A 23,496-nucleotide genomic window follows, 5' to 3' on the forward strand; every position below is an offset into this window, starting at 1 on the left:
CCAGCCTACCGATCGGTTCCGACATCGCCGGTCGGTGTGGAGCTGTCGACCTCCGCTTCCGCTCGCTCGCGCCACAGCGTCAACCGCCCGTCGTCGTCGATCCAGACCGCGAGTGCGCCGCCGCGATCGGTACGTGCCGCGGTCGTTCCGAGGGCAGACAGGATGCCGAGGAGTTTCGCGGTCGGATGACCGTAGTCGTTGTCGGCACCGACGCCGATGAGCCCGATCGTGGGGTGCAGAGCGCGGTAGAGCGCGGCATCCTGATCGGCGCTGCCGTGGTGCGAGACCTTCACGATCTGCACGCGGGGGACGTCGATGCGCCGGCGGAGGGCGGACTGCGCCTGCTCACCGAGGTCGCCCAGGAGCACGGTGCGCGGGAAATCCGCTCCGACGACGTCGAGGGCGACCGAGGCGTCGTTGCCGGGTTCGACGTTCGGCAGCGGGCCGAGCGCCTGCCATCGCGTGGTGCCGACGGCTCCCGTCATCCCGATCGTCGCGAGCTGGAGGCGGGCTCCTGCGGCCGCGAACCGGTCGAGGAGCCGCTCGTCGTTCGCCTCGTCGGGCGGCCCGTGGACGAGGAGGTCCACCCGGCCCACGATCGCCGACGATCCGCCCACGTGGTCGAGATCGAAGTGCGTGAGGACGACAACGGCCAGGCGCTCCACCCCGAACGTCTGCAGGCAGTGGGTCAGAGCCTCCGGCTCGGGTCCGGTATCGACGAGAGCCACGGCGTGCCCCGATCGCCACAGCGTCGCATCGCCCTGGCCCACGTCGCACATGGCCACCTGCCACGCGGCAGGAACCGTGAGCGGCCCTGCCACCGTGCGCACGGCCGTCTGCCCGAGCACGAGGCCGAGAACGACGGCGACGGCGGCGGAGGCCAGAGCGGTCATACGCGGCAGCCTTCGGGGCCGGATGACGGCGAGGCTGATGGCGGCTCCGACCGCAGCCAGCAGCGTCGCCCCGAACAGCCCGTCGGGCCACGGCAGGTTCTGCGCCGCCACCGCCGCGGTCGTGTGCGCCACGGCGGCGATCCAGGCAGCCGGCACCCAGGCGAGGGCGGTCAGTCCGTCTCGCAGCCAGGGGAACGGGGCGACACAGGCCAGGGCCCCCGCGATCGTCGCCGGGGCGGCGGCCGGGTCGGCGACGAGGTTGGCCGCGACGCCCAGCAGGGGCACGTGCGGATCGATCAGCACGATGAGCGGCCCGCAGGCGAGTTGGGCCGAGGTGGGCACCGCCAGGCCCAGGGCGAGCGCGCGTGGCATCCATCGTTCCAGGCCGGTGGCCAGCGGCCGGGCGAGCACCAGGAGAGCCCCCGTGGCGGCGGCCGAGAGAGCGAAGCCGAGGGATCGGGAGAGCCACGGGTCGATCACGAGAAGAACCGTCACCGCGAGCGACAGCACCGCGACACCGATCGCCGGGCGCCCGAGTGCGAGGGCGATCATCGCCACCGTGGCCATGGCGGCCGCGCGGACGACGCTGGGCTCGGGAGTCACGAGGGCCACGAACGCCGTCAGGACGAGCATCGCCCCCACGACCCGTCCGGCGCGGGACGCTCCGCACAGAGCCAGCACGGCGAACGCCGCACCGACGACGATCGCGCAGTTCGCGCCCGAGACCGCGGTGAGGTGCGACAGCGACGAGGCGTTCATCGCGGCCTCGGTGGCGGGGTCGAGGCTGGACGTGTCGCCCACGGCGAGGCCGGGGACGAGACCCGCGCCCGGCTGTGGGAGGCCGCGGGTCGAGACCACGAGACCGTCGCGGAGCCCCTCGAAGAACGCCCACACCCCGCCCGGGGCCGCGGCGTACTCGATCGAACTCGCCCGTACGACGAGCGCGGCTCGCTCGGCCGGGTCGGAGGGCACGGCCCGTCCGGTCAGCCCGACCTCGCTGCCCATGCTCGCGTCGCCCAGCGCGGACCGGCCCTCCGGATCGACGAGAACGCGAGCGGGGATCGTGCCCGTCACGGCGAGCGTGCCCGCTCGAACGCTCGTGGCGACCGCGTCGAACCAGGCGCCGCCGTCGGGCGAGCCGTCGATACGTCCGGTGACGACGAGCTCGAGCTCGAGGTGTCGTCCCCCGTCGGTTTCGAGGGCGGCGATCTGCGCTCGGGCCGGACTCACGGAGGCCACGGCCCCCGCCGTCGCGGCCGAACAACCGAGCGCGACGGCGACGACGGCCAGGACCGCGGCGCGTCGCCACGCGTAGAGAGCGGTTACTGCGCAGGCAGCGACGGTGAGGACGGCCGTCAAGACGGTGGCATCCGGGATGACCGTCGCGCCGCCCGCGGCGGCCCAGGTCGCGGCGGCGACGGAGACAGCGCGCAGGGAACGGCGGCGGGCACCAGGTCTACCCGTCACACGCGCACCAGGTCTCGAAGTCCGGCGAGCATCTTCTCGCCGATGCCCGGCACCGACAGCAGATCGTCGACGCTCGTGAAACGCCCGTTCGTCTTGCGCCACTCGAGGATGCGGTCGGCCATCGCCGGCCCGACCCTCGGCAGCTCGTCGAGTTGTTCACGTGTCGCGGTGTTGAGGTCCAGGGGCCCGCTCGCACCGCCGCCCGTACCGGGGGCGGGTGCGGCGGCTTCCGCACCGATGACGGGAACGACGATCTGCTCGCCGTCTGCCACGGGACGCGCCAAGTTCACCGCGTCGCGCTGCGCATCGTCGGCGAAGCCTCCGGCCCGAGCGATCGCATCGGCGATCCGGTCACCGGCGTCCAACCGGTACAGCCCAGGCGCGCGGACCGCGCCCGCCACGTGGACGTAGAGCCCCGTCCCGGCGGGCACGCCCACGGGCGATGACGAAGAGGATGCCGTGGGTTCGACGATCTGGGCACCCGTCGCGCCCCGCAGCATTCCGATGCCGATCGTCACCGCGAACGCGAGGAGGACCAGGACGATCACGGCACCGATTCCGAGGCGGGCCCGAGGGGGCATTGCGCCGTTCGCCGGACGTGCGGTTCGCTGCTCCGCGGGGCCTGATCCCCGCTCCGTTCCGTCCGACGCGCGCGGCGGCGCCGCGGTCTCGGAGAGGGGCCGGTCGGTCACGCGACGACGCTAAACAAACGGCCCTCCTCCGCGCGGCGTTCGAGCGCCAGTCGGTGGAGAGTCACACGAATTCTCCTGGTGTGGAGGACCCGCACCTAGCCTGGAGCGATGTCCCCGAACGCCTGGCGCGCCCTGGTCTCCGCCCTCGCCGACGACAACGCGCGCGATATCTACGCACGGATCGTGCTGAACCAGCCCATCGAGCCGGCGCTCGACGCGCTGTCGCCGGGCAAACGCCGTCGGGTCATCGAGGCCCTGCAGGCGGCCGGCCTCGTCTCGTTCGACGGTGAGGCGTGGCGCATCGAGCCCGACGTCTTCCGCGCGGCCTTCGCCGCCGCGCCTCCCGCACCCCGCCCGACGGGTGTCGACCGCTTCTTCGTCGACGGCCGCCTCGCGACCTACCCCTCCCGCATCGCCGACCGCGACGAGGTCCACGCGCACATCGCAGAGCGGTTGCTGACACCCGGCGCGACGCTGAGCGAGCACGAGGTCAACGACCGGCTCGCGGACATCGTCGACGATGTCGCTGCGATGCGCCGCTACCTCGTCGACGCGGGTCTCCTGCACCGCGCGCGAGACGGCACGGTCTACTCCCGCGCCCGGTGAGCGATCCGAGAGCACCGCTCCTCGCGAACGAGCGTGACTCACGGGATCAGCACGTGCCACAGGCGGTCACCCGCCCAGCGGCGATACACGCGCCAGGCGGCCCTCCCCCTATGCCGGATGCCACGTCCCCCGCACTCCGCAGAGCGCCGGGGACGTGGCATCCGGAACAGGAACCTACTTCGTCGAGAAGCTGACCACCTTCGGCGGGCGCACCACCGCGCGCACGATCTCGCGCTCGCCCAGGGCGCGGACGATGCGCTCGTCGCCGCGGGCGAGGGCCTCGAGCTCCTCGGCGCCGATCTTGGCCGAGACCTCGAGCGTGCCGCGCACCTTGCCGTCGATCTGCACGACCGCGGTGACCGTGTCTTCGACGAGCAGCGTCGGGTCGGCCTGACGCCAGGTCGCGAGCCCCACGAAGCCGTCGTAGCCGAGGGTCGCCCACATCTCTTCCGCGGTGTGCGGGGCGAAGAGGTCGAGGGTCATCGCGATGACCTCGGCCGCCTCGCGGACGGCGGGGTCGCTCGCGCCGGCCTTCCCGTCGATGGCCTTGCGGGTGGCGTTGACCAGCTCCATCAGGCGGGCGACGACGACGTTGAACTTCGTCTGCTCGATGAGGTTCGCGGCATCCGCCAGCAGGCGGTGCGTGACACGGCGGAGCGAGGCATCGCCCTCGGCCCAGACCACGTCGGTCTCGCTGTCGACGTCGTGCGCGATGCGCAGGGCGCGGGCGAGGAACTTCGCCGCACCCGTGGTCGAGACGTCGTTCCAGTCCTTGTCGTCTTCCACGGGGCCCGCGAAGGCGAGCGCGACGCGCAGCGCGTCGGCACCGTGGGCGTCGAGCTCCTCCTGGAACAGCACGAGGTTGCCCTTGCTCTTCGACATCTTCGTGCCGTCGAGGATGACCATGCCCTGGTTGATGAGGCTCGAGAACGGCTCGGTGAACTCCACCAGACCCATGTCGAACAGCGCCTTGGTGATGAAGCGCGCGTACAGCAGGTGCAGGATCGCGTGCTCGACACCGCCGATGTAGAAGTCGACGGGGCCCCACTTGTTGGCCTCGCGACCCGAGAACGCCTCGGTCTCGCTGTTCGGCGACAGGAAGCGCAGGTAGTACCAGGAGCTGTCGACGAAGGTGTCCATCGTGTCGGGGTCGCGCAGCAGCGTCTGGCCCGTCTCGGGGTCGGTGACCTCGACCCAGTCGGTGGCCGCGCCGAGCGGCGAGGTGCCCTTCGGCTTCAGGTCGAGACCCTCGACCGAGGGCAGCGTCACCGGCAGCTGGTCGGCGGGCACGGGCGTGATCGAGCCGTCCTCACCGTGCAGCATCGGGATGGGCGTGCCCCAGTAGCGCTGGCGCGAGATCAGCCAGTCGCGCAGGCGGTAGGTCTTGGCGGCGCGGCCGACCCCCCTCGCCTCGAGCTCCTCGATCATGCGCGCGATCGCGTGGCGCTTGGACAGACCGTTCAGCGACCCCGAGTTCATCATGCGACCGTCACCGGTCAGCGCGATGCCCGTCTTGACCGGGTCGAGGTCGTCGATGTCGCCGAGCGGGTCGATCGGCACGCCGTCATCGTCGAGTTCGATCACGGGAATGGCGCCGGTGATGGGCGCCGTGGTGTCGACGACGACCTTGACGGGCAGGTCGAAGGCGCGGGCGAAGTCGAGGTCGCGCTGGTCGTGCGCGGGCACGGCCATGACCGCACCGTGACCGTAGTCGGCCAGCACGTAGTCGGCGGCCCAGATCGGCAGCTTCTCGCCGTTGATCGGGTTGATCGCATAGTGCCCCAGGAACACGCCGGTCTTGGGCCGGTCCGTCGCCTGACGTTCGATGTCGGTCGCGCGCTGGACCTGCGACAGGTACGCCTCGAACGTCTCGCGCACACCCTGATCAGCGGATGCCGCGAGCTCGGCCGCGAGGTCGGACTCGGGCGCCACGACGAAGAACGTCGCCCCGTGCAGCGTGTCGGGACGGGTCGAGAAGACCGTGATCTTCTCGTCGCGACCCTCGATCTCGAACGAGATGTCGGCGCCGACGGAGCGGCCGATCCAGTTGCGCTGCATCTGGATGACCTTGCTCGGCCAGAAGCCCTCGAGCTGGTTCAAGTCGTCGAGCAGACGGTCGGCGTAGTCGGTGATGCGCAGGAACCACTGCGTCAGCTTCTTCTTGACGACGACCGCGCCGCTGCGCTCGGACGTGCCGTCGGGCAGCACCTGCTCGTTGGCGAGCACGGTCTGATCCACCGGGTCCCAGTTGACCAGGGCGTCCTTGCGGTACGCCAGGCCCTTCTCGTAGAGCTTCTGGAACAGCCACTGGTTCCAGCGGTAGTACTCGGGGTCGCTCGTGTGGAGCACCCGGCTCCAGTCGAACGAGACGCCGTAGTCCTTCAGGCTCGCCTTCTGCTGCGCGATGTTGGCGTAGGTCCACTCGACGGGGTCGGCGCCGCGCTTGATGGCGGCGTTCTCGGCGGGCAGGCCGAACGAGTCCCACCCGATGGGGTTGAGCACGTTGTAGCCGCGGTGGCGCCAGAACCGCGCCACGATGTCGGAGTAGAGGTAGTTCTCTGCGTGACCCATGTGCAGGTCGCCCGAGGGGTACGGGAACATCGCGAGCACGTACTTGCGGGGGCGCGTGTCGTCATCGCCCCCGGCGCGGAACGGGTCTTTCTCGGCCCAAGCCTGCTGCCACTTCGCCTGGATGGCGTGGGTGTCGAAGCCCCCCTCGCGGGGGTCTGCTGCGGAGTTCTGAGACACGGGTGAAGCCAATCGTGAAGGTCGGGAGGCCGCGGGGACCAACTCCCAGGCTATCGGACCCGCCGTCACCACCCGGGCGGTACCCGGGCTCCGAGGGCGGCGAGGGGCGCGCGCGCTTTGATCCCCACCTCGGCGACCTCGGATGCCGCGACCGAGCGCCACGTGATCCCTCCGCCGGCACCGACCCAGGCAGCATCCCGCTCGACGACGACGCTGCGGATGACCATTGCGAGATCCGCCGACCCGTCGTCGCCGATCCACCCGAAAGCGCCGGAGTAGATGCCGCGCTCGGCCCCCTCGAAAACGGCGAGGATCTGCATCGCGGACTGCTTGGGCGCTCCCGTCATGCTGCCCGCCGGGAAAGCGGCCTCGAGCAGCCTGCCGATCGTCGTGCCGGGGAGCAGCCGGCCCGACACCTCGCTCACCAGCTGGTGCACGGTCGGATACGTCTCCACGTCGAGCAGTCGGTCGACCCCGACCGTCGACGGTTCGCAGACGCGCGACAGGTCGTTGCGCATCAGGTCGACGATCATGACGTTCTCGGCCTGCTCCTTGGCATCAGCCCGCAGCTCGTCGGCGAGGGCGCGATCGCGAACGGGATCGGCCGAGCGCGGACGCGTTCCCTTGATGGGGTGGGTGTGCACGCGGCCGCCGCGCACCTCGAGGAACCGCTCGGGAGACGCGCTCACCAGCGTCGTCCCGCCGATGCGGACGAACCCCGCGTGGTGCGAGGCGGAGGCGTGCCGGAGCCGGCGGAACACGTCGACCGCGTCGACCTCGCCGGGGACCGTGAAGCGCGTGGTGAGACACAGCTGATAGGCATCGCCCTCGCGGATCCGCTCCCGGCACGCTTCGATCAGTTCGGCGTAGCGCTCGGGACTCACCCGGGCGGATGCCGTGCCCCGGGGCACTGCCGGAGCCGGGGCCTCCACCGGTGGGGCCGCGGCCGCGCGCGCGGCGAGCTCCGCGTCACCGAAGACGTGCACACGGCGACGCGCGTGGTCGAACGCGAGGAACGCGTCGACGCGTAACCAGCGATCGTGACCCTCGTAGGAGCGCCATCCGACCCATCCGCCGCGGAACGGACCGGCGTCACTCCCGGCGTGCGCGGGGGCCGCGGCATCCCGTCGGAGGGCTTCGGAGTTCGCGTCGAGGCGTCCCGCGCCCATCCAGCTCCAGCCCGACGAAGCGTCGCGACCGGCGTCGAGCCAGAACGCGTCGCCCTCGGCCGCGAAGAGGTGGAGGAACACCGCCTCGGGGTCGATCCACCGCGCGAGGGTGAGCGGCGGGGTGGAGGTGGGCACGCTCCCAGGCTAGGGCGGCGCGGCGGGCCTAGGCTGACGGAGGTGAACGAGATTCTCACGTCACTGCTCGACCTGGTCCGCGATGTCGACCCGGTTCTGCGCACCGTCGTCGCGGGCGTGGCCATGATGCTCGAGACGAGCGTGCTCGTGGGACTCATCGTTCCGGGCGACACGATGGTGATCGTCGCCGGAACCGCGGTCGCCTCCCCGCTCGAGGGGGTCGTGCTGGCCGCGGCGATCGTGGTCGGGGCCTTGATCGGCGAGAGCTTCGGCTTCTGGCTGGGCCGCTACTTCGGCCCGCGCATCCGAGCCTCGCGCCTCGGGCAGAAGCTCGGCGACCGCAACTGGGAGCGCGCCGATCGGTACCTGCGCCGCCGCGGCGGGCCCGCGATCTTCCTGTCGCGATTCCTCCCCGTGCTGCACTCCCTCGTCCCCTTGACGGTGGGGATGAGCGGCTACAGCTACCGCCGGTTCCTCGCGTGGACGACGCCCGCGTGCCTCGTGTGGGCGAGCCTGTACGTCACGGTGGCGGCGTCGGCCGCGGGTACCTACCGCGAGCTCTCCGACCGCATCCACTACGCGGGATACATCTTCGTCGGCATCCTGGTGGTCTTCCTCGTGCTCGTCTTCGTCGGCAAGAAGATCATCGAGCGCATGGAGCGACGCCACCTCGCCGACGAGGCCGCCCCTCTCGAACCGGCGGACGGTGACGTGAAAGACTGAGCGGGATGCCTCGTTCCCCTCGCGCCAAAGTGCTCTGGTTCGCCCGACTCGAGCGCCGCTTCCACCGGTGGCGCGAACGTCGCGCACGCTCGCGCGGCCTTCGCCCCGCCGTCACCGGTTTTCCGGGCTACGGCAGCCAGGAGTGGGTGCGGGTCCTGGGCCGTGTGCTGATCGCGCCACCGCTGAAGCGCACCTCCACGGGCGAGTTCGCGAGTCTTCGCGGATGGCGCAGCTTCGCCGCCGTTCCCGTCGGCTTCGCTCAGGTCGATGTCGTCATCGACGGGGTCACGCACCGCGTCGTCGCGGACCGCGGCGGAGTGATCGATGCGAAGCTTCCCGCGACCCTCTCCCCCGGCTGGCAGACGATCACGATGTCGGTCGAGGGCAGCGAGCCGGCTGAGACCCGCGTCTTCATCGTGGGCTCCGACGTGCGGTTCGGCGTCGTCAGCGACATCGACGACACGGTGATGGTCACGCTGCTCCCCCGTCCCCTGCTCGCCGCCTGGAACTCCTTCGTCGTCGACGAGCACGCGCGCCAGCCCGTCCCCGGCATGGCCGTGATGCTCGAGCGCCTGACGCGGGAGCACGCGGGCACCCCGGTCATCTACCTCTCGACCGGAGCGTGGAACGTCGCACCGACGCTCACGCGTTTCATGCGTCGGCACCTGTTCCCGGCCGGATCGTTCCTGCTCACCGACTGGGGCCCGACGCACGATCGCTGGTTCCGCAGCGGGCGAGAGCACAAGGAGCAGAATCTGCGTCGCCTCGCCGCGGAGTTCCCGCAGGTCAAGTGGCTGCTGGTCGGTGACGACGGGCAGCACGACGACGCGATCTACACCGGCTTCGCCATCGAGCACCCGGAGAACGTCGCCGCCGTGGCGATTCGCAAGCTCCTTCCCGCCGAAGCCGTGCTCGCCGGTGGCCGCACCGTGGTCGACGACCACTCCGCGGCCGAGGTGCCGTGGGTGACCGAGTCCGACGGAGCGGGTCTTCTCGACCGACTGCGCAGCACCGGCGTCATCTCGAACGACGCCTGATCCCGGATGCCGCGGCGCGCGGCGTCTCACGTGACCTCGACGATCTGGGCGAGGTCGATGGCATCCGGTGTGTCCGGGCCGAGGTCGTGCGGATCGTGAACGGTGAGCGCGGAGGTGTCGCGGGCGACCCGATGTCGGGGGTGGCGCGTACGGTGGAAGCATGTGCGGTCGATTCGTCGTAGCCAACGTGGCCTCCGAGCTCGTGGGGGTGCTGCGCGTCGACGTCGAGGCCGACGAACTGCCGGCGCCCTCGTACAACATCGCTCCCACCTCGCAGGTGGGGATCGTGCTCGACTCGATCAAGAGCGAGCCGCCGGTGCGCCGGCTCGAGGTGGCGCGGTGGGGCCTCATCCCCGGTTGGGCGAAAGACGTCAAGGTCGGCGCGCGGGCGTTCAACGCGCGCAGCGAAGAGGTCGAAGACAAGCCCATGTTCCGCAACGCCCTCATCAAGCGACGCGCCGTGATCCCGGCATCCGGGTACTACGAGTGGAAGACCACCGACGAAGGCAAGACGCCCCACTACATCCACCCCGCAGACGGCTCCCCCTTGTTCTTCGCGGGGTTGTACGAATGGTGGAAGAACCCCGCCCTCGCCGACGACGACCCGGCTCGGTGGGTGCTGAGCTGCACGATCCTCACGCGGGACGCGATCGGTCGGCTGGGGTCGATCCACGACCGCATGCCGCTGTTCATGGACCCCGATTTCGCCGACGCGTGGCTCGACCCCACGACAGAGAACGTCGGCGACATCCTCGACGCGGCCATCGACGCCGCCCCCGACATGGCCGAGACCCTCGAGGATCACGTCGTGTCGTCCGCGGTGGGGAACGTGCGCAACGACTCCCCCGAGCTCATCGAGCCGGTCGAGTGAGCCTCCTCGCCACCCGCGGCGTCCTGACGCGCGAAGAGTGGACGGGCGCCGCCGAGGCGCATGCCGTGCGTGCCGACGCGCTCACGGCCGATCACCGCGCTCGCGCGAGCCGTGCGCAGAAGCATCCGGTCGAGGACTTCCTCTTCACCTACTACTCCTACAAGCCCGCGATTCTGCGCCGATGGCACCCCGGTGCGGGCGTACTGCTCAAACAGGCCGAAGAACGCGCCGGGTGGCGGTGGTATCGATCCGAGGGCGCCGGAGCCGAGGTGGATGCCGAGCGCTTCCGCGCCGAGAAGGGGTCGATGTACCGCGGCATCGTCACCCTGCTGCGGGCGACGCTCGATCGACCCGCCCGGTTCGGATGTTTCGGTCTGCACGAGTGGGCCATGGCCTATCGCGCCGATGAGGTGCGCCACGCCGTTCCCCTGCGTCTCGGACGCGACGGCACCGACGCGGTCGTCGACGCTCACGACCTCACGTGCACGCACTTCGACGCCTTCCGGTTCTTCACGCCCGAGGCCGCGTCGCTCAACCGCACGCCGCTCCGCCGCGAGGACCAGGCCGCGCGCGAGCAGCCCGGGTGCCTGCACGCGGGCATGGATGTCTACAAGTGGGCCGTGAAGCTCGGACCGCTGGTTCCCGGTCACCTGCTCCTCGACGCTTTCGAGTTCGCACGCGACATCCGCACGCTCGACATGCAGGCCTCTCCCTACGACCTCACCGCGTGGGGCTACGCGCCGGTCGCCATCGAGACGCCCCAGGGTAAGAGCGAGTACGTCGCGCGACAGCGCACGCTGAGCGCACGCGGCCAGGAGCTGCGGCGGGCTGTCCTGCGTGCGGTGGGGGCCTCCGACGACACGCCCGGCCGCGCCGATTTCTTGCCCTTGCGATCTGTGTTGTAAGCTCATGGAGTTGCCTCAAACGGGGCGGAAAACAAAAAATGGGCCTGTGGCGCAGCTGGTAGCGCACCTGCATGGCATGCAGGGGGTCAGGGGTTCGAGTCCCCTCAGGTCCACCACGAGAGAAAGCCTCCGCTTCGGCGGGGGCTTTCGTCGTTCAGGGATCGTTTCACCACCCGCCGCTACGCACCGGAATCGGATGTTCGCATCCATATCGGATGCGAGGGGACGCGGCATCCGATTCTGGTGACGCGATCCGATTTCGGCGCGTCGGGTGAGCGGCGCGACGCGGTTCACGAAGGACACGTCTCAGTCCCGGATGCCGCGACCCGGCGCACGCGCGGACGACCGTGCCCCGCGTGGCGAGGGCGCCTCCCCTCGCGGAGAAGGCGCCCTCGCCACGGTCTCAGCGGGCCGACACCGTCTCGCGCGACCTCTGCTGCTGCGCCTCGCGCATCACGAGTTCGTCGTCGAGCCAGTTCGGCGCCTTGTTGCGCAGGGCGAAGATGTACACCGCGAGCGAGGCCGCGATGATGACCGTCACGTACACGATGAACAGCGGCACCTGCTCGGTCGACTGCGCCCCGGCGTACAGCAGCGGTGCGGTGCCGCCGAACAGCGAGTTGGCGAGGGCATAGCCCAGGCCGACGCCGAGGGCGCGCACGTGCGTCGGGAACAGCTGCGCCTTCACGAGCGCGTTGATGGAGGTGTACCCGGTGAGGATGACGAAGCCACCGAGAAGGATCGCGAAGGCGGCGAGCTCGTTGGTCTGCTGGGGAAGCATGGTGATGAGGAACCAGGTGTAGAGCACTCCGCCGACGCCGAAGAACACCAGGAGCGACTTGCGGCCGACCTTGTCGCTCAACCAGCCGCCGAGGGGCTGCATGAGCATCAGGGCCGTCAGGGCGATGAGGTTGATCACGGTGCCGGTGACGACGTCTCCGCCCGAGAAGGCGGTCTTGACGATGTTCGGCCCGGTGACCGAGTACGTGTAGAACGCGACCGTGCCGCCGGCGGTGATGGCGAAGCACAGCAGAAGAGGCCGCCAGTTGTTCACGACGAGGTCGCGCATCGAACCGGAGTCCTTCGTACGGCCCGCCTTGTTGTCGTCCAGCACGTGCTTCTCGAGCGACTCGTCCATCGTGCGGCGCATCCAGAACACGGCCACGGCGGCGACACCACCGATGGCGAAGGCGACGCGCCAGCCCCACGCCGTGATGGCCTCTTCGTCGAGGGTCAGCACCATGATCAGCAGGGTGGTCTGAGCGAGGACGTGCCCGCCGACGAGCGTCACGTAGTGGAACGACGACAAGAACCCGCGACGTCCGGGCATGGCCGCCTCGGACATGTACGTGGCACTCGTGCCGTACTCGCCGCCGGTAGCGAACCCCTGCAGGAGGCGCGCGAACACGAGGATCACCACGGCCCCGACCCCGATCGCCTCGGCAGTGGGAGCGAACGCGATGATGAGCGAGCAGAACGCCATGAGCGACACCGACACGGTCAGTGACAAGCGGCGCCCGTACCGATCGGCGAAGCGCCCGAAGAACCACGAGCCGATCGGCCGCATGAGGAAGGTGACGGCGAAGATCGCCCAGACGTAGATGGTCGAGTTCTTGTCGTCGGAGCTGAAGAACTGCGACTCGAAGTACACCGCGAAAACGGAGTAGACGTAGACGTCGTACCACTCCACGAGGTTGCCGGCGGAGCCTTTGAGGGTGTTCGAGATCGAACGCCGCAGACTCGTGGGGATCGTCGTCGTCGTTGACATGAGGAATCCGATCGGTCGAGGGACGATGGTCGTCTCGTCACCGCCGAGGAAGAACGCCTTCGGCAGCGGTGACGAGACGTACGGGCCATGTTGGCGGCACGGTGAGGCCCGGTGCGGGATCCTTACACGGGCCTTACATTCGATGGCCGCAGCGCCGCAGCGCCTGTGCCTACGATGGAGCATGCACGTACTCGTCGCCGAGGACGACGGCTCCGTCGCCGCGGCCCTCGTCTCGGCCCTGAGCCGCGCCGGTCACACGTGCACCCGGGTCTCGCGAGGGAGCGACGTCCTCTTGCGCCACCGGGAGGTCCAGGCCGTCCTGCTCGACCTGGGTCTGGAGGATCGTGACGGTCTCGACGTGCTGCGCGACCTGCGCGAGGTCAGCCAGCTCCCCGTCATCGTGGTCACCGCTCGAGGGGACGAACGTTCCACGGTCCGCGCTCTGTCGCTCGGCGCCGACGACTACCTCGTCAAGCCGGTGCGCCTGCACGAGCTGCTCGCTCGCCTGATCGCCGTCACGCGCCGGTACAGTCCGCGCGAGGAGCCGATGCGCGTGGAGACCTCTCAGGTGTCGATCGACGTCGATGCCCGCCGCGTCCGTGTCGCGGACCGTGAGGTGTCGCTCACGCCCAACGAATTCGGCATCCTGTTGTCCCTCGCCCGTCGCGCGGGGACCGTCGTGAGTCGCCGGGTCATCCTCGACGAGGTGTGGGGCGACGCCTACGCGGCGTCGTCGCGATCGTTCGACGTGCACATGGGCCAGGTGCGGCAGAAGCTCCCCGAGATCACGATCACGACGGTCCGCGGGTTCGGATACCGCCTCGAGGATGCCGCGTGAAGCTGCGCGTCCTGCTCCCGTTGCTGGTCTTCGGGCTCATCGCCGTGATCGCGGTGCTCATCCCCGTCGCCCAGTCGATAGCCGACTCACGGACGCAGCAGGTCGCCCTGCAACGCCAGGCGTCGCTCGACCAAGTCGTGCAGCGCGCGCGAACGGCTCTCGTTCAGGGTGGGACGTCGAGCCTGCAGGCCTACGTCGACCGCTTCTACGCGGTGTACGGCGAGGCGGTGCTCGTGCTGGACGAGAGCGGTGACGCGGTGGCCTCGGCCGGGGGGCTGTCGCCCGACGTCGATGTGCGCTCCATCGCGGGGGCGGCATCGCGGGCGATCCCGCAGGTGTCTCTTCCGCGCGTCACCCCGTGGGCGCCGGACACCGCGCTGGTCGCCGTCCCCGTCATCGCCGCGGGCGATCTGTCCACCGGTGTGGTGGTGCTCGAGGTCGACCTCGCGCGCGCGAAGGCCGACGTCGGTACGGCGTGGGCGCTCGTGGCGGTCGTCGGCTTCCTCCTGCTCGCCGCGCTCATGGGGGCCTCGTTGCTGTGGACGCGGTGGATCCTGCGTCCGGTACGCGCTCTCGACTCCGCGGTCGCGGCGCTCACCGCCCACCGCGAGCCCGTTCTCCTTCGTCCGACCGGGCCGCCCGAGCTCCGCCGCCTCAGTCGGGCCTTCACGACCATGACCGACGAGGTCGAGAACACGCTCGAGCAGCAGCGCGGCTTCGTGGCCGACGCGTCGCACCAGTTGCGCACTCCCCTGGCCGCCATCCGCTTGCGCGTGGACTCGCTTCCCCGGGATCCGGATGCCGCTGACGACCTCGCCGCTGTCGACCACGACCTCGATCGGCTGGAGCACACCGTCGAACGCATGCTGACGCTCGCGAATGCCGAGCACCGGGCCTCGGCCTCGCGGCAGGGGTACGACGCCGCGCGGGAGGAGGGGGCGGAGCGCGAGTGCCGGGTGTCGGCATCCGAGCTCGGGGATGTGCACCGGTGGCGGCTCGACGAGGCGGGCGTGACGCTGGAGGACGCGGACGACACGGTCGTCTCCGTGCCGTGCGGCCGAGCGGACCTCGAAGAGATGGTGCAGGTGCTGCTCGACAACGCCGCCAACTACGCGGGGCGCGGAGCCCGCGTGCGTCTGGCCCTGTACGACACCGGCGAGGGCGTGACACTGCGAGTCGACGATTCGGGCGCGTACCTCGCCGACGCCGACCTCGAGAGCATGGGCACCCGGTTCTGGCGCGCGGGCACCCACCGGTCGACGCCGGGGACCGGCCTGGGCCTGGCGATCGTCGCGGAGTTGATGCGGGCGGCTGGGGGCACCCTGCACCTCGAGCGCTCGACCCTGGGCGGTCTCGGCGCACGGCTCGAGTGGAGGCGGCGGTGACGGTTCTGACCCGACGCGCGTTCTTCTCGGTCGTCGCGGGTGCCGGTGCACTCTCGCTCGCCGCGTGCTCCTCGCCCACCTCGACGCCTCTCGTCCTCGGCTGCGGCGAGCCGGGCGGCAGTTACCTCGAGTTCGGTCAACTGCTCGCGGCCGCGACCGCGTCGTCGACCGCGGTCTCGGTCTCGCCGCTGCAGAGCGAGGGCAGCATCGATAACCTCCGCCTTCTGCGAGAGCGCCGCGTGGACCTCGGGCTCTCGCTGGTGGATTCGGCAGCGGGTGCCGCCGACGGCATCGTCGCGATCGGACGCGTCTACCAGAATTACCTGCAGTGCATCGTGCGCGCGGACGCGGGGATCTCGCAGCTCGCCGATCTGGCGGGTCGCACCGTGTCGCTCGGCGCCCCCGGATCCGGCGCTGCGGCCACCGCGAGACGAGTGCTCGACGCCTGCGGACTCGACCCGTCGAGCGACGCGGGGCCCTGGACGGTGGAACGCACGTTCCGCGGTGCCGTCGACGATCTCGCCGCGGGACGGATCGACGCGTTCTTCTGGTCCGGCGGTGTGCCGACCCCGCAGATCGCCACCCTCGCCGAGCAGGTCCCGGTCTCGGTGATCGACACGACCCCCGCTCTCGCGCCGCTCAGCGCACGGTTCCCCGACGTGTACGCCGCCACGACGATTCCTTCCGGCGTCTACGGCGCCTCCAGGGCCGTCTCCACGATCGGCGTTGCGAACCTCCTGCTCGCGCGCGCCGACCTCGCCGATTCCCTCGCCCGCGCTCTCGTCGACGCCCTCATCGACGACGCCCCGGACCTCGTTGCGCCCGATGCCCTCGGCATCCAATATCTGACGCCGGCGAGTCTCATCGACACCTCGCCCATCTCCCTGCACCCGGCCGCCGAGCTCCGGTATCGCGAGCGGTACGGCTGAGCGGCCTCAGTTCACGCAGGGCACCGAACCCGCGCGCATCGGCTGCTGGGAGTCGGTGTAGACCGACGAGGTCGGGCTGGGTGACGCCGACGGCGCCGGCGTCGCGGAGTCATCGGCCGGTGACGGGGTGGCATCCGACCCGGCATCCGGGGTCGAGGCGGGGGCCGGGTGCAGCAGCGCGCTGACCTGGGAGGCGATGGCCTTCTGATCGACGATGTTCACGCTCTCGCCATCGATCGTGCCGAAGCGCTCGACCGGCAGGGTCTGGAACGTCGCGTCTCCCCCGGCGAGGCGCTGTGCGGTCGACGCGAGGCTGAGCAGGTCGAAGCCCTTGTCGACGGCCACGTACTGCTTCGCCGTGTCGAGGAGGTCCTGCATGCGTCCGAAATCGGTGAACGTCTGCGCGTCGCGGAGCTTCAACGCGAGCGACACCAGGAACGCCTGCTGGCGGCGCGTGCGGTCGAGGTCGGTGAGGAAGACGTTGCGGTACTCGGTGTCGCGTCGCTGACGCACGAAAGCCATCGCCTGCGACGCGTCGATCTGCTGCGGCCCCTCCGCGAAGTCCGCACCGGAGTACGTGTCGGCCGTCGCGTGATTGAGGCAGACCGAGATCGGCTGCACGGCCTGGGCGACGCGGTAGAACGCCGCCATCGTCACCTCGACGAAGTGGTCGATCGGTACACCGCCGAGGAACTGCGACACGGTCTGCATCTCCTCGGTGCGGGCGGCGTCGCGGGCCTGCTGATACGCCTCGTCCTCAGAGACGCCCGCCGCACGGAGCTCGTCGTTCTTCGCGGCGAAAGCCCGGCCGTACGCCTCTTTGATCTTGCCCTTCTTGGTTCCCCCCGGAGCGCCGGCGTAGTCGACGTAGTCGTCGCGCGGGATCGACACGGCGACCGCCTGCCCACCGCCGGCGGGGATGTGCACGTACATCAGCACGTTCGTGTTGTACCCGCCCACGGAGGCGTCCTCCGCGTGGATCGCGTCGTAGATCTCCTGCGGGTACGGCTTGCCGTCCTCGTCCACGCGACTGTCCAGTCCCATGATGAGGATGTTCTGCTCCCCCTCGTCCTGGGCCACGCCGGGGGCGGCCGTGGGCAGGACGGCATCGGAATGATGGATGCCGTTGGCTGCCCCGGCGAGATTGACGGCGACGAAGGCCACGGTGCCCACCACGGCCGTGGTGACTGCAGCGGCGACGATGAGGAGAAGCCGGCGACGGTTGCGGCGGACACGGTGCGAGGTCGGTGACACCGCCCCAGCATGAGCCACCTCGGCTATGAATCCGGCGTACGAACGAGAACGCCCCCTGCCGAGAAGCAGAGGGCGTCGACGCGAGGCGCGTCAGTCGGTGGCGTTGGCCGGCGTGGGCAGCTCGATCGGAACGACCGGGCAGTCCTTCCACAGTCGCTCGAGGCCGTAGTACACGCGCTCTTCCTCGTGGAAGACGTGCACGACCAGGTCGCCGAAGTCGAGCAGGACCCAACGGGACTCCTGACGCCCCTCGCGACGAACGCGCTTGTGACCGTGCTCGAGCAGCTTCTCTTCGACCTCGTCGGCGATCGCGGCGACGTTGCGCTCGTTGCGACCGGTGACGAGGAGGAAGATGTCGACGAGCGGAAGGGGCTCGGAGACGTCGAGGGCGACGATGTCGTCGCCGCCCTTCGCGTCGGCGGCGAGGGCGGCGATCTGCGCCATCTCGCGACCGTTGTCGGTGGCTGTCATCGGAAGACTCCTGTCGTGAAGGCGAGGCCGAGGGTGACGGCCACCGCCAGGAAGAGAGCACCGGTCGTGATGATGAGCCCGATGAGGAGCTTGCTCCCCTTCTCGGGCGCCGGGGGGCGGATGATCTCGCCGGGCTGCTTGACCGTGCTGATCGCGGCGCTGGCCGCGATCGGGGTGGGGGACGAGGCGGGCGGCAGCTCGCCGTCGAGAAGCACCGCGTCGGCGTCGCGGCCGTCGGTGGTGCCGGGTGCGTGACCGACCGAGCCCAGGCCCTGGGGAAGTTCGAAGGTCCCCGTGATCATGACCTCGCCGGTCGCGGTGACGGGGCCGACCAGCGGCACGCCCGCGGAGGTCTGCGACAGGATCAGCGCGTTGGGGGTCGATACCGCGCCGCTGGCGGCCGCGTTGCGGGAGAGCAGCTGGTCGAACGAGTCGGGAAGGGTGACCTCGGGCGTCGCGCCGTCGAGCAGCTCGGACCCGAGCGCGGGATTGACGACCGAGGCGCCGGGAGCAGCTTCGGCGGCGACCGGGCTCTCCGCGGTGTCGGGCGCCGCGGGACGGAAGATGGCGGGTTGAGCGGCCTCGGCCTCGGCTTGCGGGGCAGGGGCCGCGTTCTGGCGGGGCATCGGCGACTCGAGGTCGGAGCTGATCACCGGCACCGCAGCCGTGCGGATCTTCTCTTGCGCGCGGACCTGGCGGCGAGTGAGGCCGGTGACACCGAAGTCGCCATCGCCGAACGGGCCGTCGAGCGAGTCGGGACGAAGCGCGGGAGCGAAGGGCTCGTTGCGCACGGCGACCGGCGCGGGCTCCGCGGTCACGGCGGGCTCGTGCTCCGGCGCGGGCTCGGACGGTGCTTCTTCGGCGGAGGGTTCATCGACCGTGGGCTCCGCTGCCTCGGGCACGCGATCGACGACGGGCGCCTCGGCGGTCGCGGCCGCGGTGTCCGGGGTCTCGCCCTCGGGCTGCGGAACGATGATGGGCGTCGCGCCGGTCTGGCGGAGCTCGCGCAGCTGACGACGGGTCAGCGCGGGAGTCTCGGGGTTCTCGGGAGTGCTCATGCTGTGCTCCGGTAGAGGTGGTGCTTCGCGATGTACTGCACGACGCCGTCGGGCACGAGGTACCACACGGGGTGTCCTCGGCGCACACGGGCGCGGCAGTCTGTGGACGAGATCGACAGGGCGGGGATCTCCAGCTGACTCACGTTCTGGGACGGGAGGCCCTCGGTCGTGAGGACATGCCCCGGGCGCGAGACCGCGACGAAATGCGCGAGGTCCCACAGCTCCTGATGGTTACGCCAACTGAGGATCTGTGCGACCGCATCGGCGCCGGTGATGAAGAACAACTCCGCACCGGGGCGCTGCTCTTGCAGGTCGCGCAGGGTGTCGATCGTGTACGTGGGCCCCGCGCGATCGATGTCGACGCGGCTCACGGTGAACTGCGGATTGGATGCCGTGGCGATCACCGTCATGAGGTACCGGTGCTCGCTCTCGGTGACGTCGTCTTTCTGCCACGGGCGACCCGTCGGCACGAAGACGACCTCGTCGAGGTCGAACGACTGGGCGACCTCGCTCGCCGCGACCAGGTGACCGTGATGGATGGGATCGAACGTCCCACCCATGACCCCGATGCGAGGGGCGCGCGTCACCGACATACGGCAGGCCTCAGTGGCCGTGCGCCTCGGGGGTGGGCGTCCCGTGCTTCTGGGTGTAGGCAGCCGCCTTGTGCGCGTGACGGTTCGACACGTTGCGGTACGACAGCGTCACCAGGCTCAGCGACACGAACACGATGAACGCGACAGCGCCGTACCAGAAGGTCTGCAGCTGCACGTTGCCGCCGTGGTGGGCGCCTTCTTCTGCGGCGTGGGCCAGAAGTGCGACGAAAGTCATCAGTGCTCCGATCAGAGGTCTGCGCGAGGCGCGCGTCCCATTTTAGGCGGTCAGACGCGTACCTGGCCGTCGCCGCGCCCGAGCCACTTGGTGCTCGTCAGCTCGGCGAGGCCCATGGGTCCGCGGGCGTGAAGTTTCTGGGTGGAGATGCCGACCTCGGCGCCGAAGCCGAACTCGCCCCCGTCGGTGAAACGCGTCGAGGCGTTCACCAGCACCACCGCGGAGTCGACCTCGGCGAGGAAGCGGTCGGCCGCTCCGGAATCGGCGGTGACGATCGACTCGGTGTGGTGGGTGGAGTACCGGCGGATGTGCGCCAGCGCCTCGTCGAGGTCGTCGACCACACGGACGGCGAGATCGAGGGTCCCGTACTCGCGGGACCAATCGTCGTCGGTCGCCGCCACGACGCGCGGGTGATGCGCGCGCGTCTCGTCGTCGCCGTGCACGGTCACGCCGGCATCGTCGAGAGAAGACAGGAGCTCGGGCAGGAGCCGGCCGGCCGCCGCGCGGTGCACGAGCACGGTCTCGACGGCGTTGCAGACGCTCGGGCGCTGCGTCTTGGCGTTGAGGACGATGTCGCGCGCCCAGTCGTCGCGGGCCGTCGCGTCGAGGTAGACGTGCACGACACCCGCACCGGTCTCGATGACGGGAACCGTGGATTCGGTGACGACGGTCTCGATGAGTCCTGCGCTTCCGCGCGGGACGAGGACATCGACGAGCCCGCGCGCGTTCATGAGAGCCTTCGCCCCGTCGCGGCCGAAGTCGTCGACGCTCTGGATCGCCTCGGGACTGACACCCTGGCTCGTCAGCGCGTCGCGCATCACCCGCACGAGCGTCGCGTTGCTGCTCTGCGCGGCCGATCCTCCGCGCAGCACCACGGCGTTGCCGGAGCGCAAGGCGAGCGAGGCGATGTCGACCGTGACGTTGGGACGCGCTTCGTAGATCGAGCCGACCACGCCGAAGGGCACGGCGACCTTCTCGAGAGCGAGACCGTTGGGCAGCGTCCGGCGGTCGAGCACGCGACCGACCGGGTCGGGAAGTTCGGCGACGTCGCGGACGGCGGACGCGAGGGCTGCCACGCGCTTCTCATCGAGACGCAGACGGTCCAGGAGCGCCTCGCCGATGGCGTCGCGACGGCCCCGGTCGAGGTCGTCGGCATTCGCCGCGATGATCTCCGTCGACGAGGCCTCGAGGGCGTCGGCGACCGCGTGCAGGAGCGCGCTCTTACGAGCGGAGTCGAGCAGACCGATCTCGCGCGCAGCGTCCTTCGCCAGACGCAGGCGCTCGTCGACGGAGGCGGCGATCACGGTCATGCGCTCAGTGTACCGGCGCGCGTCACGGCGCCCACGGGGCCGGTGGACAGGGTCACGGGGTCGGGATTCGGCGCGAACCAGGTGCCCACCGCCTGGCCCGACAGAGCGGATGCCACCAGGTCGGCGCTCGTGACGAGAACGCCCACTCCGGCGGTCGAGGCGAGCTTCGCGGCCGAGGCCTTGGTGGCTGCTCCCCCGGTGCCGACGCCGTTGACGACGCCCGCGCCGAACTCGAAGTCCGAGAGGTCGTCGCCCCAGGCGACGTCGGTGATCGGGCGCGCACCGGGCTCACTCGGCGGCCGGGTGAAGAGCGTCTCGATGTCGCTGAGCAGCACGAGCACGTCGGCGCCGATCAGCTGTGCCACGAGGGCGGCGAGCCGATCGTTGTCGCCGAAGCGGATCTCGTGTGTGGCCACGGTGTCGTTCTCGTTCACGATGGGCAGGATGCCGAGCCCCAGCAGCCGCTCCATGGCGCGGCGGGCGTTCGAGCGGTGCGTGGCGTTCTCGAGGTCACCGGCCGTGAGCAGCACCTGCCCCGCGAGCAGGCCGAAGCGGTCGAGAGAAGTCTGGTACCGCCACATGAGCACGTTCTGGCCGACCGCGGCCGCGGCCTGCTGCGTGGCCAGATCGTTGGGACGACCCTCGAGATCCAGCAGGGGCAGCGCGGTCGCGATCGCTCCCGACGACACGAGCACCACCTCGGTGCCCGCACCCCGTGCACGGGACAGGGCCTCGACGATGGTGTCGATGCGGTGCGCACCGTCGCCGCTGATCGACGACGAACCGACCTTGACCACGACGCGGGCGGCGCCGGGGATGTCGGCGCGCGTCGACGCGGTCACCGCTCTTCGTCCTCGAACTCGAGCCCGGAGGACTCGCCGTCGGGCGAGATGCCCGCCGCACGCGCCGCACGGCGTTCGGCCTCGAGCTCGGCGCGGGCGTCGGCCTTGGCATCCATGCGCTCGTGATACTCGGCCCGGCGCTCCGACGAGGTCCGGCGGGAGTTCTGAACCAGGCGAGGGTCGGTCCCGCGAGGGGCCGTCATGAGTTCGGCGGCCGAGGTGAGGGTGGGCTCCCAGTCGAAGACGATGCCGTCGCCGGGGCCGATGACGACTGTCGCACCGGCGACCGCTCCGGCCCGGAACAGGCCGTCCTCGACGCCCAGGCGAGCGAGGCGGTCGGCGAGGTAGCCCACGGCCTCTTCGTTCTGGAAGTCGGTCTGCTGGACCCACTTGACCGGCTTGTCGCCGAGGATGCGGTACACGGGACCGTAGGTGCCGCCCTCGACCTTGATCGTGAAGTCCTTCTCGGCGCCGCGCGGGCGGATGACGACCCGCTCGGCAGGCGTCTGGTCGATCGTGGCGAGGCGGTGCTGCTCGACGATCTCTCCCAGTGCGAAGGTGAGTTCGCGCAGGCCCGACCGGCTGACGGTCGAGATCTCGAAGACGCGGAAACCGCGGGCCTCGAGGTCGGGACGCACGAAGTCGGCGAGCTCGTGCGCCTCGGGGACGTCGACCTTGTTCAGGGCGATGATCTGGGGGCGGTCGAGCAGGGGGACCTGCCCCTCGGGCACCGGGTAGGCGGCGAGCTCGGCGAGGATGATGTCGAGGTCGCTCAGCGGGTCGCGGCCCGGGTCGAGCGTGGCGCAGTCCAGGACGTGCACGAGCGCCGTGCAGCGCTCGACGTGGCGGAGGAACTCCAGACCCAGCCCCTTTCCCTCGCTCGCGCCCTCGATGAGGCCCGGGACGTCGGCGATGGTGAAGCGCGCGTCGCCCGCCTGCACGACGCCGAGGTTCGGGTGGAGCGTGGTGAACGGGTAGTCGGCGATCTTGGGGCGCGCGGCCGACACCGCCGCGATCAGGCTCGACTTGCCCGCCGACGGGAAGCCCACCAGGGCGACGTCGGCGACGGTCTTGAGCTCGAGGACGACGTCGCCCTCGTACCCGGGGGTACCCAGCAGGGCGAAACCGGGTGCCTTGCGCTTCGGCGAGGCGAGAGCGGCGTTGCCGAGGCCGCCGAGGCCGCCCGGAGCTGCGACGAAGCGCATGCCGGGGGTGAGCATGTCGACGAGCACGTTGCCGTCGGTGTCCTTGACGACGGTGCCGAGCGGGACCGGGAGCTCCTGATCCTCGCCCAGAGCGCCGGAGCGGTGGTCGCCCATCCCGAAGCCGCCGTTGCCCGCGGAGCGGTGCGGCGAGTGGTGGTACGACAACAGGGTCGTGGTCTGCGGGTCGGCGACGAGGACGACGTCGCCGCCGCTTCCCCCGTTGCCGCCGTCGGGACCGGCCAGCGGCTTGAACTTCTCACGGCGCACCGAGACGCAGCCGTTGCCGCCCTTTCCCGCACGCAAGTGCAGGGTCACGCGGTCGACGAAGGTGACCATGGCGGGTCCTTCCGGGTGTGGACGGC

The 23,496-nt window shown here is 70.5% G+C and carries 21 protein-coding genes and 1 tRNA gene; 9 read left to right on the plus strand and 13 right to left on the minus strand.

Annotated elements, in window-relative coordinates; translation table 11 throughout:
- Positions 1–5: 5 nt before the first annotated feature.
- Together J2X55_RS09380 and J2X55_RS09385 are read right to left on the minus strand one after the other, a co-directional pair.
- Positions 6–2,360: a ComEC/Rec2 family competence protein gene (locus tag J2X55_RS09380; RefSeq protein WP_309823065.1), complete on the minus strand. Its 2,355-nt coding sequence runs from the start codon at positions 2,358–2,360 to the stop codon at positions 6–8.
- On the minus strand, positions 2,357–2,941 hold the full coding sequence (locus J2X55_RS09385) for a helix-hairpin-helix domain-containing protein (protein ID WP_309823558.1): 585 nt from the start codon (positions 2,939–2,941) through the stop codon (positions 2,357–2,359). Before J2X55_RS09385 ends, J2X55_RS09380 begins: the two co-directional genes overlap by 4 nt.
- Before the next feature lie 219 nt (positions 2,942–3,160).
- On the opposite strand from J2X55_RS09385, the gene J2X55_RS09390 reads away from it, so the two are divergent.
- Positions 3,161–3,658, plus strand: coding sequence for a DUF2087 domain-containing protein (locus J2X55_RS09390; protein ID WP_309823066.1), 498 nt, complete (start codon positions 3,161–3,163; stop codon positions 3,656–3,658).
- A 174-nt stretch (positions 3,659–3,832) separates the two neighbouring features.
- Here J2X55_RS09390 and leuS read toward each other — a convergent pair whose 3' ends face one another.
- Together leuS and J2X55_RS09400 are read right to left on the minus strand one after the other, a co-directional pair.
- On the minus strand, positions 3,833–6,406 hold the full coding sequence (leuS, locus tag J2X55_RS09395; RefSeq protein WP_309823067.1) for a leucine--tRNA ligase: 2,574 nt from the start codon (positions 6,404–6,406) through the stop codon (positions 3,833–3,835).
- A 65-nt stretch (positions 6,407–6,471) separates the two neighbouring features.
- Positions 6,472–7,710 (minus strand): anthranilate synthase component I family protein, encoded by a 1,239-nt coding sequence (locus J2X55_RS09400; RefSeq protein WP_309823068.1) that lies wholly within the window; start codon positions 7,708–7,710, stop codon positions 6,472–6,474.
- 42 nt (positions 7,711–7,752) lie between these two features.
- Here J2X55_RS09400 and J2X55_RS09405 point away from each other — a divergent pair, with 42 nt between their 5' ends.
- The 5 genes from J2X55_RS09405 (at position 7,753) to J2X55_RS09425 (ending at position 11,362) form a co-directional block, all read left to right on the plus strand.
- Entirely contained in the window at positions 7,753–8,433 is a 681-nt protein-coding gene (locus J2X55_RS09405; RefSeq protein ID WP_115918128.1) for a DedA family protein, read from the plus strand.
- A 5-nt stretch (positions 8,434–8,438) separates the two neighbouring features.
- Complete coding sequence (locus J2X55_RS09410) at positions 8,439–9,470, plus strand: App1 family protein (RefSeq protein WP_115918126.1); 1,032 nt, start codon at positions 8,439–8,441, stop codon at positions 9,468–9,470.
- 160 nt (positions 9,471–9,630) lie between these two features.
- Complete coding sequence (locus J2X55_RS09415; protein ID WP_309823069.1) at positions 9,631–10,341, plus strand: SOS response-associated peptidase; 711 nt, start codon at positions 9,631–9,633, stop codon at positions 10,339–10,341.
- Complete coding sequence (locus J2X55_RS09420; protein WP_309823071.1) at positions 10,338–11,246, plus strand: 3-methyladenine DNA glycosylase; 909 nt, start codon at positions 10,338–10,340, stop codon at positions 11,244–11,246. The genes J2X55_RS09415 and J2X55_RS09420 overlap by 4 nt, the downstream gene beginning before the upstream one ends.
- Before the next feature lie 40 nt (positions 11,247–11,286).
- A tRNA-Ala gene (locus J2X55_RS09425) sits at positions 11,287–11,362 on the plus strand.
- Positions 11,363–11,649: 287 nt separating this feature from the next.
- Here J2X55_RS09425 and J2X55_RS09430 read toward each other — a convergent pair.
- Positions 11,650–13,014, minus strand: coding sequence for an MFS transporter (locus J2X55_RS09430; RefSeq protein WP_309823072.1), 1,365 nt, complete (start codon positions 13,012–13,014; stop codon positions 11,650–11,652).
- A gap of 181 nt (positions 13,015–13,195) precedes the next feature.
- Here J2X55_RS09430 and J2X55_RS09435 point away from each other — a divergent pair, with 181 nt between their 5' ends.
- The 3 genes from J2X55_RS09435 to J2X55_RS09445 are packed head-to-tail and all read left to right on the plus strand — an operon-like array spanning position 13,196 to position 16,166.
- A complete protein-coding gene (locus J2X55_RS09435) occupies positions 13,196–13,852 on the plus strand; it encodes a response regulator transcription factor (protein ID WP_309823074.1) in 657 nt (218 codons plus the stop codon).
- On the plus strand, positions 13,849–15,237 hold the full coding sequence (locus J2X55_RS09440; RefSeq protein ID WP_309823076.1) for a HAMP domain-containing sensor histidine kinase: 1,389 nt from the start codon (positions 13,849–13,851) through the stop codon (positions 15,235–15,237). The genes J2X55_RS09435 and J2X55_RS09440 overlap by 4 nt, the downstream gene beginning before the upstream one ends.
- The gene (locus J2X55_RS09445; protein ID WP_309823077.1) at positions 15,234–16,166 is read left to right on the plus strand and encodes a TAXI family TRAP transporter solute-binding subunit; all 933 of its coding nucleotides are present in this window, start codon (positions 15,234–15,236) and stop codon (positions 16,164–16,166) included. The genes J2X55_RS09440 and J2X55_RS09445 overlap by 4 nt, the downstream gene beginning before the upstream one ends.
- Before the next feature lie 6 nt (positions 16,167–16,172).
- Here J2X55_RS09445 and J2X55_RS09450 read toward each other — a convergent pair whose 3' ends face one another.
- From J2X55_RS09450 to obgE, 8 genes are all read right to left on the minus strand, one after another.
- Positions 16,173–17,420, minus strand: coding sequence for an LCP family protein (locus J2X55_RS09450; RefSeq protein ID WP_309823079.1), 1,248 nt, complete (start codon positions 17,418–17,420; stop codon positions 16,173–16,175).
- Between the two features lie 90 nt (positions 17,421–17,510).
- Positions 17,511–17,891, minus strand: a complete 381-nt coding sequence (gene rsfS, locus J2X55_RS09455; protein WP_056231168.1) for a ribosome silencing factor — start codon at positions 17,889–17,891, stop codon at positions 17,511–17,513.
- Complete coding sequence (locus J2X55_RS09460) at positions 17,888–18,949, minus strand: hypothetical protein (RefSeq protein WP_309823080.1); 1,062 nt, start codon at positions 18,947–18,949, stop codon at positions 17,888–17,890. The genes rsfS and J2X55_RS09460 overlap by 4 nt, the downstream gene beginning before the upstream one ends.
- Positions 18,946–19,542, minus strand: coding sequence for a nicotinate-nucleotide adenylyltransferase (gene nadD / locus J2X55_RS09465; RefSeq protein ID WP_056231161.1), 597 nt, complete (start codon positions 19,540–19,542; stop codon positions 18,946–18,948). Before nadD ends, J2X55_RS09460 begins: the two co-directional genes overlap by 4 nt.
- Positions 19,543–19,552: 10 nt before the next feature.
- Positions 19,553–19,777 carry a hypothetical protein gene (locus J2X55_RS09470; protein WP_115918108.1) on the minus strand — a complete coding sequence of 75 codons (225 nt, stop codon included), beginning with the start codon at positions 19,775–19,777 and terminating at the stop codon, positions 19,553–19,555.
- 50 nt (positions 19,778–19,827) lie between these two features.
- Positions 19,828–21,087: a glutamate-5-semialdehyde dehydrogenase gene (locus tag J2X55_RS09475; protein WP_309823084.1), complete on the minus strand. Its 1,260-nt coding sequence runs from the start codon at positions 21,085–21,087 to the stop codon at positions 19,828–19,830.
- Positions 21,084–21,929, minus strand: coding sequence for a glutamate 5-kinase (gene proB, locus J2X55_RS09480; RefSeq protein ID WP_309823086.1), 846 nt, complete (start codon positions 21,927–21,929; stop codon positions 21,084–21,086). The genes J2X55_RS09475 and proB overlap by 4 nt, the downstream gene beginning before the upstream one ends.
- Positions 21,926–23,470 carry a GTPase ObgE gene (gene obgE / locus J2X55_RS09485; protein WP_309823088.1) on the minus strand — a complete coding sequence of 515 codons (1,545 nt, stop codon included), beginning with the start codon at positions 23,468–23,470 and terminating at the stop codon, positions 21,926–21,928. The genes proB and obgE overlap by 4 nt, the downstream gene beginning before the upstream one ends.
- Positions 23,471–23,496: the final 26 nt, after the last annotated feature.

Origin of the sequence: Microbacterium sp. 1154 (genome assembly GCF_031455375.1) — a bacterium.
GTDB lineage: Bacteria > Actinomycetota > Actinomycetes > Actinomycetales > Microbacteriaceae > Microbacterium.

Excerpts from the sequence above, each read along its gene's own strand:
- J2X55_RS09385 (WP_309823558.1), bottom strand. The coding sequence starts at position 2,941 with ATGCCCCCTCGGGCCCGCCTCGGAATCGGTGCCGTGATCGTCCTGGTC.
- J2X55_RS09390 (WP_309823066.1), top strand. The coding sequence starts at position 3,161 with ATGTCCCCGAACGCCTGGCGCGCCCTGGTCTCCGCCCTCGCCGACGAC.
- J2X55_RS09410 (WP_115918126.1), top strand. The coding sequence starts at position 8,439 with ATGCCTCGTTCCCCTCGCGCCAAAGTGCTCTGGTTCGCCCGACTCGAG.
- J2X55_RS09415 (WP_309823069.1), top strand. The coding sequence starts at position 9,631 with ATGTGCGGTCGATTCGTCGTAGCCAACGTGGCCTCCGAGCTCGTGGGG.
- J2X55_RS09430 (WP_309823072.1), bottom strand. The coding sequence starts at position 13,014 with ATGTCAACGACGACGACGATCCCCACGAGTCTGCGGCGTTCGATCTCG.
- J2X55_RS09435 (WP_309823074.1), top strand. The coding sequence starts at position 13,196 with ATGCACGTACTCGTCGCCGAGGACGACGGCTCCGTCGCCGCGGCCCTC.
- rsfS (WP_056231168.1), bottom strand. The coding sequence starts at position 17,891 with ATGACAGCCACCGACAACGGTCGCGAGATGGCGCAGATCGCCGCCCTC.
- J2X55_RS09460 (WP_309823080.1), bottom strand. The coding sequence starts at position 18,949 with ATGAGCACTCCCGAGAACCCCGAGACTCCCGCGCTGACCCGTCGTCAG.
- nadD (WP_056231161.1), bottom strand. The coding sequence starts at position 19,542 with ATGTCGGTGACGCGCGCCCCTCGCATCGGGGTCATGGGTGGGACGTTC.
- J2X55_RS09470 (WP_115918108.1), bottom strand. The coding sequence starts at position 19,777 with ATGACTTTCGTCGCACTTCTGGCCCACGCCGCAGAAGAAGGCGCCCAC.
- J2X55_RS09475 (WP_309823084.1), bottom strand. The coding sequence starts at position 21,087 with ATGACCGTGATCGCCGCCTCCGTCGACGAGCGCCTGCGTCTGGCGAAG.
- obgE (WP_309823088.1), bottom strand. The coding sequence starts at position 23,470 with ATGGTCACCTTCGTCGACCGCGTGACCCTGCACTTGCGTGCGGGAAAG.